The sequence below is a fragment of the Streptomyces sp. NPDC048417 genome (assembly GCF_040651615.1).
Taxonomy (GTDB): Bacteria; Actinomycetota; Actinomycetes; order Streptomycetales; family Streptomycetaceae; genus Streptomyces.
In genome coordinates this window covers 1-14,604 of record NZ_JBEZKI010000014.1, presented here as the reverse complement: position 1 = coordinate 14,604, position 14,604 = coordinate 1, and the positions used below count along the sequence as shown (strand labels likewise).

At 71.8% G+C, this 14,604-nt stretch carries 15 protein-coding genes; 8 read left to right on the top strand and 7 right to left on the bottom strand.

Annotation, left to right across the window (positions count from 1 at the left end; translation table 11 throughout):
* Nucleotides 1–67 precede the first annotated feature (67 nt).
* The gene (locus AB0D59_RS22320) at nt 68–1,924 is read right to left on the bottom strand and encodes an FUSC family protein (RefSeq protein WP_362567927.1); all 1,857 of its coding nucleotides are present in this window, start codon (nt 1,922–1,924) and stop codon (nt 68–70) included.
* A gap of 515 nt (nt 1,925–2,439) precedes the next feature.
* The gene (locus AB0D59_RS22315) at nt 2,440–3,354 is read right to left on the bottom strand and encodes a helix-turn-helix transcriptional regulator (RefSeq protein ID WP_362567924.1); all 915 of its coding nucleotides are present in this window, start codon (nt 3,352–3,354) and stop codon (nt 2,440–2,442) included.
* Nucleotides 3,355–3,586: 232 nt separating this feature from the next.
* Between AB0D59_RS22315 and AB0D59_RS22310 the strand changes: the two genes are divergently transcribed.
* Complete coding sequence (locus AB0D59_RS22310; protein WP_362567921.1) at nt 3,587–4,567, top strand: aldo/keto reductase; 981 nt, start codon at nt 3,587–3,589, stop codon at nt 4,565–4,567.
* 95 nt (nt 4,568–4,662) lie between these two features.
* Nucleotides 4,663–5,067: a nuclear transport factor 2 family protein gene (locus AB0D59_RS22305; protein ID WP_362567918.1), complete on the top strand. Its 405-nt coding sequence runs from the start codon at nt 4,663–4,665 to the stop codon at nt 5,065–5,067.
* A 349-nt stretch (nt 5,068–5,416) separates the two neighbouring features.
* Here the strand turns inward: AB0D59_RS22305 and AB0D59_RS22300 are convergent, their stop codons facing one another.
* A complete protein-coding gene (locus AB0D59_RS22300) occupies nt 5,417–5,935 on the bottom strand; it encodes an adenylate kinase (RefSeq protein WP_362567915.1) in 519 nt (172 codons plus the stop codon).
* Nucleotides 5,936–6,058: 123 nt separating this feature from the next.
* On the opposite strand from AB0D59_RS22300, the gene AB0D59_RS22295 reads away from it, so the two are divergent.
* The 3 genes from AB0D59_RS22295 (at nt 6,059) to AB0D59_RS22285 (ending at nt 7,429) form a co-directional block, all read left to right on the top strand.
* A complete protein-coding gene (locus tag AB0D59_RS22295; RefSeq protein ID WP_362567913.1) occupies nt 6,059–6,442 on the top strand; it encodes a hypothetical protein in 384 nt (127 codons plus the stop codon).
* Between the two features lie 118 nt (nt 6,443–6,560).
* Nucleotides 6,561–6,974 carry a RidA family protein gene (locus AB0D59_RS22290; protein ID WP_362567910.1) on the top strand — a complete coding sequence of 138 codons (414 nt, stop codon included), beginning with the start codon at nt 6,561–6,563 and terminating at the stop codon, nt 6,972–6,974.
* Complete coding sequence (locus AB0D59_RS22285; RefSeq protein WP_362567907.1) at nt 6,971–7,429, top strand: GNAT family N-acetyltransferase; 459 nt, start codon at nt 6,971–6,973, stop codon at nt 7,427–7,429. Before AB0D59_RS22290 ends, AB0D59_RS22285 begins: the two co-directional genes overlap by 4 nt.
* Before the next feature lie 104 nt (nt 7,430–7,533).
* On the opposite strand, the gene AB0D59_RS22280 is transcribed toward AB0D59_RS22285, so the two are convergent.
* Together AB0D59_RS22280 and AB0D59_RS22275 are read right to left on the bottom strand one after the other, a co-directional pair.
* Entirely contained in the window at nt 7,534–8,256 is a 723-nt protein-coding gene (locus tag AB0D59_RS22280; RefSeq protein ID WP_362567905.1) for an aspartate/glutamate racemase family protein, read from the bottom strand.
* A gap of 5 nt (nt 8,257–8,261) precedes the next feature.
* Nucleotides 8,262–9,719: an NCS1 family nucleobase:cation symporter-1 gene (locus AB0D59_RS22275; RefSeq protein ID WP_362567903.1), complete on the bottom strand. Its 1,458-nt coding sequence runs from the start codon at nt 9,717–9,719 to the stop codon at nt 8,262–8,264.
* A gap of 265 nt (nt 9,720–9,984) precedes the next feature.
* On the opposite strand from AB0D59_RS22275, the gene AB0D59_RS22270 reads away from it, so the two are divergent.
* The gene (locus AB0D59_RS22270) at nt 9,985–10,659 is read left to right on the top strand and encodes a GntR family transcriptional regulator (protein ID WP_362567901.1); all 675 of its coding nucleotides are present in this window, start codon (nt 9,985–9,987) and stop codon (nt 10,657–10,659) included.
* Nucleotides 10,660–10,772: 113 nt separating this feature from the next.
* Complete coding sequence (locus AB0D59_RS22265; protein ID WP_362567899.1) at nt 10,773–12,245, top strand: LamG domain-containing protein; 1,473 nt, start codon at nt 10,773–10,775, stop codon at nt 12,243–12,245.
* An 11-nt stretch (nt 12,246–12,256) separates the two neighbouring features.
* Here AB0D59_RS22265 and AB0D59_RS22260 read toward each other — a convergent pair whose 3' ends face one another.
* Nucleotides 12,257–12,985, bottom strand: a complete 729-nt coding sequence (locus AB0D59_RS22260; RefSeq protein ID WP_362567897.1) for a uracil-DNA glycosylase — start codon at nt 12,983–12,985, stop codon at nt 12,257–12,259.
* Nucleotides 12,986–13,127: 142 nt separating this feature from the next.
* On the opposite strand from AB0D59_RS22260, the gene AB0D59_RS22255 reads away from it, so the two are divergent.
* Nucleotides 13,128–13,739, top strand: coding sequence for an RNA-binding S4 domain-containing protein (locus AB0D59_RS22255; RefSeq protein WP_362567894.1), 612 nt, complete (start codon nt 13,128–13,130; stop codon nt 13,737–13,739).
* A gap of 288 nt (nt 13,740–14,027) precedes the next feature.
* Here the strand turns inward: AB0D59_RS22255 and AB0D59_RS22250 are convergent, their stop codons facing one another.
* A complete protein-coding gene (locus AB0D59_RS22250; RefSeq protein ID WP_362567892.1) occupies nt 14,028–14,504 on the bottom strand; it encodes a DoxX family protein in 477 nt (158 codons plus the stop codon).
* Between the last annotated feature and the right edge of the window lie 100 nt (nt 14,505–14,604).

The following is a 14,604-nucleotide window of genomic DNA, read 5'->3' as shown; positions in this document are numbered from 1 at the left end:
GACGGCCGAGTGACGCGGCCACCGGCTTCGTCGCGGCGGCCGCCCGGGGTGATCCGAACGGAACGCCCTACGCGGAGACCGGCATCCGGGGCACCGTGAGTCCGAGCCGCTGCCCGCCGTGCTCCAACTCTGCTGCCAGGTCCTGGAGTCGGCGGGTGTGGCGGGCGGTGAGCCGGCCTGTCTCGTCGAGGTGCACGGCACACGCGGTGGTGGTGTCCACGAGTCGTTCGAGTACGGCGGCCACCGCGTCCGTGCCCTCGGTGTGCCGGGCGAGGGCGGGGAGTTCGGCGGCGGCGAGGGCGATCGTGGTGCGGGCCTCGGCGAGGGTGCGGTAGGCCTCGCGGCGCAGGGCCCAGCGTTCGCCGCGGTCGTCGGACTCGCTGAGTACGTGGTCGAGGTAGGCGTGCGCGGCCCGCCCGGCCGCCGCGAGCCGGGCCCGTACCCCGCCGCCCCGCTTCCCCGCCATCGGCAGGTGCCCCACGATCAGCACGATCGCGCAGGCCAGCAGGGTCTCGCCGATGCGGCTGGCGGAGGCCTGCGGTTCGCCGCCGACCATGACCAGGGCGAGCACGAGGACGGTCGCGGCGGCGGTCTGGGCGGCGAAGTGCCGGGTGGACACCGGGATGACCGCTCCGCAGACGGCGACCAGCGCGATGAGCCCCTCGGGCCGGGGCAGCACCGCGGCGAAGCCCGCGAAGAGCAGGGCGCCGAGCACGGTCCCGGCGGCCCGGCACAACACCCGGGAGGCGAGCGGTCCGAGGTCGGGCTTGACGAGGAAGACGGCGGTGGCGGGCAGCCAGTACCAGTGCTGGTGCTCGCCGTACCAGCGGGTCTGGTGCAGGGCCTGGGCGATGGCGGCGCTGGCCCCGAAGCTGAGGGCGACCCGCAGCCCGTACTCCCGGCCGCCGCTGCCGAGTGCGGCCCGCAGCACCTCCTTCGGGCTGCGGCGCCGGGCGGGCGGCCGGTGCCGCGCGCCCTCGGCCCGGTCGAAGGCCTCGGCGGCGCGCAGCAGGGCGTCGTCCAGGGCGCGCAGGGCGGGCGCCGACCGGGACGGCGCGGGCAGCGGCCCGGTGCCGTCGTTCCCGCGGACCGCGACGGCGAGCCGCCGGGGCCCTTCGGCCGCCCGGGCGGATATCGGCTCCTCCGCCCAGGCGAGGGCGGTGGCGGCCTCGGCGAGGGGCAGCGCGGCGGCGTACTGCGCGTGCAGCCGGCGTTCGGCGGCGGAACTGGCGTGCCGCCGCAACCGGGGCCCGGTGAGCGCGTCCTGGGCATGGTCGAGGGCGGTGCTCAGTGCCTTGCGCCGCCCGAGGGCGGCCTCATCGCCCACGGCGTCGAGCAGGTCGGCGACGGCGTCGTACACGGCGGCGACGGCGTCCCGTTCCCCGTCGAAGCGGTAGTCGCCGGCGAGGGCGCCGGGGGTGGGCAGGGCGAGCCGCAGCACCAGCAGCCAGCCGGCTCCGGCGAGGAAGGCGAGGGCCCGCTGCCAGCCCTCCTCGGCGACCGGCATCCCGGCGCCGATGGCGGCGGCGACCAGTAACTGCGTCCCGGCCCCGGAGGCGACGGGCCCGACGGCACTCATGCCGCCGGCGACCAGTCCGAGCCCGGTGAGCAGCAGGCTCAGGGGGAGGGCGGTGAGGTGCTCGCCGCCGTAGGTCCCGGCGAGCAGCCCCACGGCCCCCGCCGCCGCGGGCGCCCCGAGTCGCCGCACGGCGGCCCGCCGGCTGCCCGGCCGGTCGTTGATCCCGGCGAGCATCGCGGCGATGGCGGCGACGACACCGAGCGAGGTGTGGTGGAGTACGACCGCGGTAAGCAGCAGCGGCCCGGCGGCCAGCGCCCCTCTCGTCACGGCGCTCCAGGGCACGGGCCCGCGCTGGGCGCGCAGGGCGTGGGCGAGCCAGGGCGGCAGGGCGACACGACGGGACACGGGGCTCCTGTACGGCGGACGAGGGCGGGGATATGCCTTCGGGCGACGGCGGCCGTGGCTTCCGGTCTGGTTTCTCCACCGTAGATCGTGTTCCCGTACGGAACGGTGCGTTTGCATTTCCGAGGTGTGACAAGTGGGGCGAAGGGCCGTGTTCTTTATGAACGCAATTTCACGATGCCCGTGCACGGGCCCGAGGGCGTGGCCTGCCCCCGGGCCCTGGAGTGCCGCCCATCGTCACGCGCCGGCACGCTGGAGAACCCGGGTCAGTCGTGAGGTCGCCCCGCGTCCTTCCTTTGGACCACCACGCATCTGGACCACCACGCATCGAGCTGCACGGGCAGGACTTGAGCCTGCATTTCGACGTACTGTCGCGGGCACGTTCGATCCGCAGGGCACCGGGGTGCCGGCGCCACCGGCCGAACCCGTCGGTCCAGCTGCGCGCGGGCGAGTGGAATGATCGTTAAGGGCTGTCGCCGTGATCAGCCGGGCACTACCGACCGGCCGCAGGCTGAAGATCAAGTCAGTCCCCGGGGTTCCGGCCGTGTTCCTGGTGTCGCGTTGTCGTTCCGTTGGTTGTCGGCGTTCCAGCCGGCCAGGAGGCGGATCGCGTCGGCTTCGGGGGTACCGGGCCGAGGGGTGTAGACACTGAGTACCTGGCTGGAGACGGCGTCGATGCGCAGGGTCTCGTAGGGCAGTGTGACCTCGCCGATGATTGGGTGCCGGAAGGTCTTCGCGCCGGCTCGGGGGGTCCGTACGTCGTTGGCCGCCCAGCGCGTCCGGAATTCAGTGCTGCGGGTGGCGAGTTCCCCGATCAGTTCGGTCAGGTCGGGGTCGTCGGGGTGGCGGCCGGCCTCGATGCGCAGCATCGCCACGGTGTCGGCTGTGATCCGGTCCCACTCGGGGAACAGGTCCCGGGCTCCGGGCTCGTCGAGGAACAGGAAGCGGGCGCTGTTCGTCCGTCCGGGCAGGTCGTACACGGGTGCGAGGAGTGCGCGTCCCAGTGTGTTGACCGCGAGGATGTCGAACCGGCCGTTGAAGACCACTGCGGGTAGGTGGTCCATAGCGTCCAGCAGCACCCGGATTCCGGGGGTGACCAGGTCTTTCGCTGTGCTGCGGCGTCGCTTGCGGGCCGCGGGGGTCAGAGCGGCGAGCAGCCGGTCGAGGTGGGCGCGTTCGTCGTCGTCCAGACGCAGGACGCCGGCTACGGCGTCGACGACTCCGGCGGAGGGCCCGGTTGCCTGGCCGCGTTCGAGCCGCACGTAGTACTCCGGGCTGACCCCGGCGAGCAACGCGACCTCCTCCCTGCGCAGGCCTTTCACCCGCCGGCGGACGCCCTGCGGAGGAAGGCCGGCGTCGGTCGGGGTGACCCGGGCGCGGCGGGTGGTGAGGAACTCGCGGACCGCCGCCCGTGCGGCCTCCTTCTCGTCCATGAGCTCCAGGGTAGGCCTGGCCCGCGTCCCGGAAGGGGTCCCTGTGAGTACCCCTTTTCGCAGTGCCTGTCGGGATGTGGTGACCCGATGTTGGCTGGATGTCGGCGAGATCGGGAACTGCGCCCGGATGCCGTGGGCGCCGTGGGCGCGCCGGTCCTCGCCGCTTCCTTCTGATCCGCCTTCCTTCTGATCCGCCTTCCTTCGACACTCTCGACGAGAAACGAGTTCTCTGATGCAGCACGCCATGCTGGGCGGCCTGCGGGTTTCCCGGATCGGCCTGGGTGCCATGTCCATGGCCGGCACCCTCCTCTCCGGCGGCGGCCTGGACGACGCTGAATCCATTCGCGCCATCCATCGCGCGCTCGACCTCGGCGTCACCCACATCGACACCGCCGAAAGCTACGGCCCGTACCACAGCGAGGAGGTCGTCGGTCAGGCGCTGGAGGGCCGGCGCGACCAGGTCGTCCTCGCCGCGAAGTTCGGCATCCTGTCCCACGCCGGGGACGGAACCGGCCTGTTCGACAGCAGCCCGGCCAATATCCGCACCGCCGTCGAGGGCTCCCTGAAGCGCCTGCGCACCGACCGGATCGACCTCTACTACCAGCACCGGGTCGACCAGAACACCCCCATCGAGGAGACCATCGGCACCGTGGCCGAGCTGGTCGCCGAGGGCAAGGTCCTGAGCATCGGCCTGTCCGAGGCCTCTCCGGACACGATCCGCCGCGCCCACGCCGTGCATCCGATCGCCGCGTTGCAGACCGAATACTCCCTGTGGACCCGCGACGTCGAGACCGAGCTGCTGCCCCTGCTACGCGAGCTGGGCATCGGCCTCGTCCCCTACGCGCCACTCGGGCACGGGTTCCTGACCGGCCAGATCCGCACGCCGGAGGAGATCCCCGACGGCGACTGGCGCAAGACCAATCCGCGCTTCATCGGCGAGGCCTTCCACCAGAACCTGCGGCTCGTGGAGGAAGTACGGAGCATCGCGGCCGAGGTCAGTGCCACCCCGGCACAGATCGCGCTGGCCTGGCTGGTGGCCCAGGGCGGGGACATCGCCCCGATCCCCGGCAGCCGGCGAGTCGCTCGCGTCGAGGAGAACACCGCCGCCGACGGAGTCGTCCTGACCGCCGACCAGGTGCAGCGGCTCGACACCCTCACGCCGGCCACCGGCGCCCGGCACGACGACTTCAACGAGTCCACGATCGACCGCTGAACCCAGCATCGACGAGTCTGCCGCAACCAGCCCGAACACCGGACCCCAAGGGGGTTCTTGACGCACGAGAGCCTTCGCCTCAGAGGAGAGACGCCATGTCCGCAGCCACATCACCGACCGAGCAGAACCGCGCGGTCGTCGAAGCCATGTTCGCGGCGGCGAACAACGGTGACGTCGAGGGAGTCTTCTCCTACCTGTCCGAGGACGTCGCGGTCATCGAGCCGGTGTTCCTGCCCTTCGGGAAGGCCTACCACGGCAAGGACGAATTCCTCGGCCTCGCCCAGGTCTTGCCGAACTACCTCGACGTCTCCAAGATCACGGTGCACTACACCATCGCCGACGGCGACCGCGTCGCGGCGTGCGTCGGCATCACGGACGTCGCGACCGGAGAGCTGACCCACTTCATCGAACAATTCACCCTCAAGGAGGGCAAGATCATTGAGAACCGGGTATTCTACCACAACGTCGGCAGCTTGATCGACAAGCCGAAGGTCGTGTAGCGCGCACTCGAACTCGCCGACCGCCCTCGAACGTTCCTCACCCAGTGGTGGAACTCGCGGACCGCCGCCGGCCCGGCTCGGGTCCCGGAAGGCGCCTCTGTGCGTACCCCGGACACCGCGAACGCCGGCCCTCGCCGCGCTCCGGCCGGGCCTCCCCAGGAGACGGTCCCCGGGTCCTTGAGGCGATCAGTCGTCGCACCCCGTCCGCTCCATCGATTCGCCTCAGATGCTCCGCGTACGCCTGTCCCGCCTGGGGCCAGCGCACTGCGGTGCCGGCCGACCAGTTGCCCGCGGGCATGGCCCGGCTGCCGGGCCTGCCGGGCCTGCCGGGCCTGCCGGGCCTGCCGGATCAGAGGCATGCCAGCCAGACCGCCATGTCATCGGGATGGCCGAAGCGGAGCGTCTCGAGAGGGGCGAAGCGGGGATCGCGGATACGGCGCTCGACTTCGCGGCGTCGGGCCCCGTGTTGCGACCAGGCCCACCAGGCCGGGTGTTCCCGGCTCAGCCAGCCCGTCCACGTCTCCCTGTTGCCGCCGAAGAGGACCTCGCGTGTGACGGTGCGCCGGAAGGAGCGGCGCAGAACACGCGGCATGATGACGTGTCTGGGATAGTCCAGCCAGATCACGGTATCGGCCCGGTCCCACAGCAGGTCACGGACTTCCGGATAGCCGAGGGAGTCGATGATCCAGCGAGACCCGGCAGCGAGCCTCGACACCTCTTCGGCCAAGTTGTCGTTGACGGCCCAGTCGGGGCCGTTGAAGTACACCGCGTCCATCTCGTGGTACGGCAGGCCCAGACGGCTGCTCAGTGTCTGGGCGAGCGTGGATTTGCCCGCACCGGTGACACCCACCACCAAGATCCGTTCCACGGGTGCAGCCTATCCCGGCGCCCTGGCACGAACGCTCCCGCGCTCCTCACCCGGGTCGGGCCGGATCTTCGCCATCCCTCACTGTTCGCGGGGGCCACGATGCAGCCCCATATCCGTGACCCCGTGGATGAGCGCTACCGCGCGCTGTACACCGACTGGCACGACGAGGCGCACCTCGCGGTCGCCTCGCTGCGGCTGATCGCGGGCCGGCACCCCGACGACCGCCGACTGACCGAACTGGTCGGCCAACTCGCCGTTCAGTGCGATGAGTTCGCCTCCCGCTGGGCCCGCCATCCGGTGCGCACCTGCACCTCGGGGGTGAAGCAGCTGCGTCACCCGTTGGTCGGCACGATGGACCTGAGCTTCGAGAACCTCGTCATCCCCGGCTCGTCCGGCCGGCGCCTGATCGCCTACACGGCCGAACCGGGCTCACCCTCCGAGGCGGCTCTGCGCCTGCTGGGCAGCGCAGCCGCACCTGAGGTCGAGAGCACCTCCGCGGCGGTGTGAGGCCAGGTCGTACGGCGGCCTGCCCGCCCTGTGCCGCCTGCGCCGGAAATTCAGGTGCGGGCGCCCGGTCCGAGCGCGGATGATCGGCAGTCGCCCGCCGTCTATGTCAGGAGCCCCAGTGATCCAGCGCGTCACCGCCCCGGCTCTCTTCCCGCCGCCCGGCTACTCCCACGTCTCCGTCGTCGAGGCCGGTGCGAAGCTCGCGTTCCTCGCCGGTTCCGTTCCGCTGGACGACGAGGGGAAGCTCGTCGGGGAGGGGGATCCACCGCGGCAGGCCGAGCGGGTGATCGCCAATCTGCGGGCGCAACTCCGCTCGATCGGCAGCGACTTGGAGCATGTACTGACGACCGACGTGTACGTCGTGAGCAGTGAACCCGCGGTGCTGTCCAGCGTCTGGGAGGTCGTCGAGGCTTCCGGGCTCAGTGCCGGGCCGCATTCGTCGACGCTGGTCGGCGTGGCCTGCCTCGGGTACACCGGTCAGCTGGTGGAGATCACCGCCACGGCCGTCGTGCCCGAGGAGGCGCGTTCGTGAGCGCGGGTGACGAGGCCGTGCTGCGCCGGGCGGCCGGACCGGACGCCGGCGCCGTCGCCGACGTCTGGCTGCGGTCGTTCTCCGCCGCCCTGCCCACCGTCGTCCGGCCGCGCTCCGACGACGAGGTGCGCGCGTACTTCCGGGATGTCGTGGTGCCGGAGCGGGAGACCTGGCTCGCGGAGGTGGGGGGTCGCGTCGTGGGCGTGATGGTGCTCGCGGGGGATCTGCTGTCCCAGTTGTATCTGGCCCCCGACTGGCGGGGGCGGGGCCTCGGTGACCGGTTCGTCTCGCTGGCCAAGGAGCGCTCCCCGCAGGGACTCACGCTCTGGACGTTCCAGGTCAACAGGCCCGCCCACCGTTTCTACGAGCGGCACGGCTTCCTCGCCGTCGAGCACACGGACGGCAGCGGGAACGAGGAGCGGGAGCCGGACGTGCGGTACGTCTGGCGGCCCTGAAGCCACGCGCCGGATCCACCGCCGGTGCCGGTCGAGCGCGCACCCCGGTGATCAGGCCGGCGTCGAGGACTCCCGGGGATCCGGGCTCCCGCGCGACCGTCGACCTAGGAGGACCCGGCCCCCCACACCCGCCTCTTCGGCAACGGCTTCGCATAGCTCCCCGCCCGGCTGGTCGTGAGCCCCAGCGCCACCAGCGACTCCGCCAGCTTCACCGCCGCGCCGACCCCGTCGACCACCGGAAGCCCGAGCTTCTCCCCCACCGCGCGCTGCAGTCCCGTCATCCCGGCGCAGCCGAGGACCAGGACCTCGGCGCCCGCGTCCCGGGCCCGTTCGGCCGCCGCGAGGAACGCGGCCTCCGTGCGCCCGGGGTCATAGGCGAGGTCGAGGACGCCCAGTCCGGTGCCCGTCACGGCCGCGCAGTTGCGGGCCACCCCGGCCGTCTCCAGGCTGTCCTCGATCTGCCCGCGCGACCGCTCCAGGGTCGTGACGACGCCGTACCGGCGCCCCAGCAGACAGGCCAGATGGGCGGCGGCCTCGGTGATGTCCACGACCGGTACGTCCACCAACTCCCGTACGCCCTCCCGCCCGTGCTCGCCGAAACCGGCCATGACCACCGCGTCGTACGGCGGGCCGTGGTACGTCCGCAGTGCGTCGATCACGGCCGCGGCCGAGAGGTGGCTGTCGAGCCAGCCCTCCGCCGACTCCGGGCCCCAGCTCGGGGTCAGTCCGGTCACGGTGGTGCCCGGGCCTGCGGCGGCCCGGGCACCTCGTACGATCTCCTCGGTCATCTCCTGCGTGGTGTTGCAGTTGGTGACGACGATCCGCACGGTCGTCAGACCTCCCGGGGTGCGACGGCTCGGTCGGTGCGGCAGAGCGCCGCGTACAGTCCGGCGGCCAGGGCCGTGCCGATGAACCAGGAGTACGGCGCCACGTCGCTGAACGTCTTCACCAGCGCGAGTACCGCCGCGACCGCCGCCGACGGCAGGAACGCCCACAGGGCCTTGGGGTTGACGCCCTTGCGGTAGTGGTACGGCGCTCCCGGCGTTGCGTCGAACAGCTTGTCGACGTCCACCCTGCCGCGCTTGACCCAGTAGTAGTCGACCATGATCACGCCGAACAGCGGGCCCAGGAAGGCACCGAGGCCGCCGAGGAAGTAGTTGACGACGGTGGGGTTGGAGAAGAGGTTCCAGGGGGTGACGACCAGCGCGGCGACCGTGCTGATCATGCCGCCGACCCGGAAACTGATCTTCTGCGGCCAGACGTTGGCCAGGTCGTACGCCGGTGAGACGAAGTTGGCGACGATGTTGACGCCCATGGTGGCGACCGCGAAGGTCAGGGCCGCCACGACCAGGACCCAGGTGTTGCCGACCTTGGCGACCAGTTCGGCCGGGTCGGTGATGGCCTCGCCGAAGACCTCCAGGGAACCGGCCGTGACGATCACGGAGACGACGACGAAGGCCGTGGAGTTGATCGGCAGGCCCCAGAAGTTGCCGCGCCGGACGGTGCGGTAGTCCGGCGCGAAGCGCGAGAAGTCGCAGAAGTTGAGCATCAGCGTGCCGTAGGTCGCCAGGATCAGGCCGATCGCGCCGAACCACTGCCGCCACTGCTCGCCGATGGAGACCGGGTGCGGGGTGGAGGTGAGCGAGATCGTCCAGTGGGCCTTGGCCAGGATCCAGACGGCGAGCGCGATCATGACCAGCCAGATCGCGGGTCCACAGAAGTCCTGGAACTTGCGGATCGTCTCCATGCCCCGGCTGATGATCGCCGCCTGGATCAGCCAGAGGGAGACGAAGGAGATCCAGCCGAGGGCGTCCAGGCCCAGGAAGGAGTGGTGCGTCCACGACTCCAGGCCGGGCCAGGCCGCCAGCAGCATCACGTTGACGGCGACGGACGCCAGATAGGTCTGGATGCCGTACCACATGATGGCGATCACGGCCCGGATGAGCGCCGGGATGTTGGCGCCCCAGACGCCGAAGCTGATCCGACTGACCACCGGGAACGGCACACCGTGGCGCTGGCCGATCCGCCCCATCCAGTTCATGCCGATGTAGATGAGCACGAAGCCGACGAGGAGGGAGGTGAAGACCTGCCAGACGTTCATGCCGAGGACCAGCAGTCCGGCGGCGAAGGTGTAGTTGCCGAGGTTGTGGACGTCGGACATCCACATGGCGAAGAGGTCGAAGACCTTCCAATTCCGCTGCTCGGCGGGGGCGAGGTCTTCGTTGGTGAGCCGTGGGTCGGGGACGAACGCGGGTGCGCCGGTGGCTTCGGCGCGATCGGCCAGGGACACGGAGCCTCCAGGGACTACAGGGCGGGGAGGGAGGGAGAGGAAGAGGAAGAGGAAGAGGGAGAGGGCGAGGGAGAGGGAGAGAGCGAGGGGGAAGGAGCGAGGGAGGGGGACGGCTGCGGGGTGCTGCTGGCGGATGCCGGATTCCGGTTGCTGCCCGGGTTTGGTATACCAAACTGTCGTCATGGTCCTCCCGTCAAGCGTTCCGACCGATGTCCGCCCCGTTACGGCTCCGTAAAAGCCCCCTCAGGTCGGCGAAGATGGCCTCATGGGATCCCCCACGACGAAGATCGAACCTCTGGGCGCGGTGCGCGAGCGCGTCCTCGCCACCCTGCGGCAGGACATCATCGCGGGGCGTCTGGGCCCGGGCGACCGACTGGTCGAACGCGAGCTGGCCGAGCGGTTCGGGGTGTCCCGGGTGCCGGTCCGGGAGGCGATCCGGGCCCTGGTCGCCGAGGGCTTCGTCCACTTCGAGTCGGCCCGCCGGACCGTCGTACGCCGGCTGACCCCGACCGACGTCAAGGAACTCTTCGAGCTGCGCGAGGCGCTGGAGGTGTACGCGGCCGGGCTGGCGGCGGCACGGGCGACCCCGCAGGCGCTGGCCGAGCTGCGGGACCTGCTGGACCGGGCCGCCGCGGCGACGCGGGCCGGGGACGCCGAGACGATCACCGACATCAACACCCGTTTCCACGACCGGATCCTGGCCCTGGCCGGCAACAGCCTGCTCATCTCGGTGATGGAACCGGTCGACGGCCGGCTGCGCTGGCTCACCCGGCGGAACGAGGAGTGGCCGCAGCTGCTCACCGAACACCGCGAGCTGTACGACGCGATCGCCTCCGGCGACCCGGACCGGGCCCGCGCCCGCGCCCTCGGCCACGTCCGGGCCAACTACCGGTCGACGGTACGGCACCTCTTCGGCGAGGAGACCGAACAGCGGCTCTGACCTCGCACCGGGTTTCCCACAGGAACACCAGTTCGCACAGGGATCTCCTAGAGTTCTCCTCATCAGTGAAGATCGGAACGGATCCGATCGGACCACACGGGGAGGGCCTGACCATGGTGAGCAGACGGCGGCTGTTGAGCGGAGCCGCACTCATGGGGATGAGCGCGGCGGCCGGCACGGCGGCGGGCACGGGGACCGCCTCGGCCGACACGCCGCTGGACACACCGTTCACCCCGGTCGCCGCACCGCATCTGGCCGAGGCCGAACAGCTGGTCCAGTACCAGCGCATGCTGGCGTCCGGCTACCTGCCGACGGGACTGGCCGGGCACTGGCCGCTGGACGGCTCCGGCACCGACCGCTCCGGCCTGGAGCATCCCGTCACGCTGGGCTCCGGGGCGAGCTGGACCAGTCTGCGGGCGGGCGGTGAGCTGGGCTTCGACGGCACCTCCGGTGCCTACGCGGCCACCGGCTCCGTCCTGGACACCACGGCCCCGTTCACGGTCGCGGCCTGGGTCCGGCTGGCCGACGACGCCGTGCTCACGAACATGTACACGGCCGTGAGCCAGGACGGCGGCAGCGCCAGCCGCTTCCTGCTCCAGTACGACGACACAGCCGGGACCTGGGCCTTCAAGGTGCGCAGCGAGGACCAGAGCGCCAAGGCATCCGCCCTCGGCTCCACGCCCGTCACCAAGACCGGCGTCTGGACCCATCTCACGGGTGTCTGGGACGGCACACGCGTCCAGCTGTACGTGAACGGCGTGCTGGAAGGCAGCGCCGACACGACCCTGTCCTGGGCCGCGACCCAGGGCTTCAGCATCGGCCGGGCCCGCTGGGACGGCGGCTACGTCAACCGTTTCAAGGGCGCGGTCGGCGACGTCCGCGCCTACGGCCGTGCCCTGAGCGCCGCCGAGATCGCCCTGATCAGCGGCGCCACGGCACGCGCCAACAACGTCTATCTGATGAACTCGACGGCCACCGTCACCTGGGGCCGCCCCGACGACCTCGCGAGCTGGGTGGCCCGGGCCCGCTGCGCGTCCTTCGTCACGGCACTGCTCGGGCACACCTACGGCTGGGCGACCGACGCCTACTTCCTCCAGTACTTCCAGGAGAAGGGCCCGGAGGCCGCCGACTACTGCTCGGCCTTCCTGAAGAACACCGGCGGCCCGCGCCTGCGTCCCGTCCGCAAGGTCGCCGACCTACGGCCGGGCGACCTGATCGCGGTCGACTACAACGGGCAGGACGCCGAGAACACCGGGCACATCGTGATGGTCCGCGAGGTCAAGGGGGTCTTCAGCGGGGTCGCCGACTTCCCGAACGAGACCCAGTACGCCGTCGAGATCATCGACTGCACCTCCGACCCGCACGGGGTGTACGGCCTGAGCAACTACCCGCAGTACCCCGACACCCGCATGGTCGGCAGCGTGGACGGCGAGAACTTCCAGGGCGTCGGCATCGGCCACATGATGTTCTACGCCGCCAACTCCACGGGTGCGTTCTCCCGCTACCGCTGGAGCGTCAACTCCTCCGCGTCCACCGGCACCCACCCGGTGACCGACCGCCCGGTGGCGGCGGCCCGCATCGTCTGAGCCCACTGCCGTCACCGCAGCCCGGCCGCCTCGGCCGCCGTCCGCAGCACGTCGCGGAGCATCTCGGGGGTGAGGCGGCCGGTGAAGGTGTTGCGCTGGCTGACATGGAAGCAGCCGAAGAGGTCCAGGCCGTCGAGGTCGACGCGGGTGCCGTGGGCGAAGGCCGGACGGGGCCGGGGCACGCTCCAGCCGGCCTCGGCCAGAGCGGGCAGCGCCGCCTGCCAGCCGAAGGCCCCGAGCACGACGACCGCGCGCGCCGTCGGCCGCAGCAGCGTCAACTCCTCGACCAGCCAGGACCGGCAGGTGTCACGTTCCTCGGGGGTCGGTCTGTTGTCGGGCGGGGCGCAGTGCACGGGCGCGGTGATGCGCACGCCGTACAGCTCCAGGCCGTCGTCGATGCGCTCCGACGTCGGCTGCGAGGCCAGCCCGACGTCGTACAGCGCCTGGTACAGCACATCGCCGGAGCGGTCGCCGGTGAACATCCGGCCGGTGCGGTTGCCGCCGTGCGCGGCCGGGGCGAGGCCGATGATCAGCAGCGGGGCGTCGGGCGGCCCGAAGCCGGGGACGGGTCTGCCCCAGTACGTCCAGTCGGCGAACGCGGCGCGCTTGGTGCGTGCCACCTCCTCGCGCCAGGCGACCAGGCGAGGGCAGGCCCGGCAGGCGCTGACGCGCTGGTCGAGGCGGGCGAGCGGATCAAGGGGGGCGGGAGGGGTGGGAGGGGTGGGAGGGGAGTGGGGCACAAGGTCCACGGTAGAGCCGGGCGGACCCGGCCGTGCGGGATCGATGCGGTCGGTGCGCGTGAGGCGCGTGGGGTGCGTGGGCCGCGTGGGTGACCGGGAAATCAGCTCCGTTTCTACCGGCTCGGGGGGCTAAGGTCGGGGCATGGCTTCTGAGGACGCGGGCGAGAGCAGGGAGCGGGAGAGCAGTGGGGCGGGAACCCCCGCCGCCGCCTCGGCCGAGCCTGCCGAAGGCACCGGGGCGCCTGCCGCCCAGGCCCCCGACTCCGATCCCGCGGCCGTCGCCGCCGCCGTCGCCGCCGCCGAGGCCGCGGCGCCCGCTCCCGGCGAGAACGTGCGGATCGACAGCTGGATCTGGGCTGTGCGCCTGATCAAGACCCGCTCGATGGGTGCCACCGCCTGCCGGGGCGGGCACGTCCAGGTGAACGGCGAGCGGGTCAAGCCCGCCCACTCCGTGCGCGTGGGTGACGAGGTGCGGCTGCGCCATGAGGGGCGGGAGCGGGTCGTCATCGTGAAGCGTCTGATCCGCAAGCGGGTCGGCGCCCCGGTGGCCGCCCAGTGCTACATCGACAACTCGCCGCCGCCACCGCCCCGCGAGGCCTTCGTCCCCATCGGCCTGCGCGACCGCGGCACCGGTCGCCCCACCAAGCGCGACCGCCGCGAGCTGGAACGGCTGCGCGGCCTCGGCGGGATGGGAGGCGCGGGCGGAGCGACCGGAACGGGCCGGCCGGGCGGCGAACGCCCCGGCGGACGGTAACCCACCGGGGCTGACTCCTCAGGGCCCGGCCCGGTCAGGGTCGGCGGCGCGAGGAGCGGAACGAGGTCGGCGGCACAAGGCCCGGCCTCGTCGGGGTGGGCGGCGCGAGGGTCGGCCTGGTCAGGGTCGGCAGCGCAAGGCTCGGTTCAGGTCGGGACCGGCGGCGCGAGGGTCGGCCTCGGCAGGAGCGACCGGCAGGGCTCCGCCGGGTCTGGTCCGGCCCGCCGGGTCTGGTCCGGCCCACCGGGTCGGGTTTCGGCTCTGCCCTCGTTCGGCGGGCGCGGCGCGTCACGCACGTGACCGCACCAGTCCCCACAGCCGCGCGTTCTGTCCGCGCCGGGCCCAGGCGATCAGGGCCAGCGGCACGATCAGGATCAGCGGGGTCGCCGCGTACTGGCCGTCGAAGACGGTGAGCTGGACGATGAACGCGCCCACCATGAGCGCACTCAGCGCCATCGCCGCCACCGACTGCAGCAGCGGTATCAACAGGGCGACGGCACCGGCCAGTTCGAGCGCGCCGATGGTGTACATGCCGGCACTGCCCCAGCCGATCCTGTCGAAGGACTCGACGGCCGACGGATGCGCGATCAGCTTGGGCAGCGCGCTCGCGATGGCGTAGAAGAGGGCGAGCAGCACCTGCACCGTGCGCAGGGCCAGGCGGGCACGGCGCCCGCGGGCCGTCGCCGACTCGGCGACGACGGGGGCGGCGGAAGCCGTGGATGCGGTGGAAGCGGCGAGGGCGACGGAAGCGGTGGGCTTGGGCATGGGGTTCTCCGTAAGTTGTTAGGTGGCCCGGGAGGGCCGGATGTGGCTTATGGGGTCTTGCCTTCAGTGGCTTCTCAGGAGTGGCCGTCCGGCTCTCCGG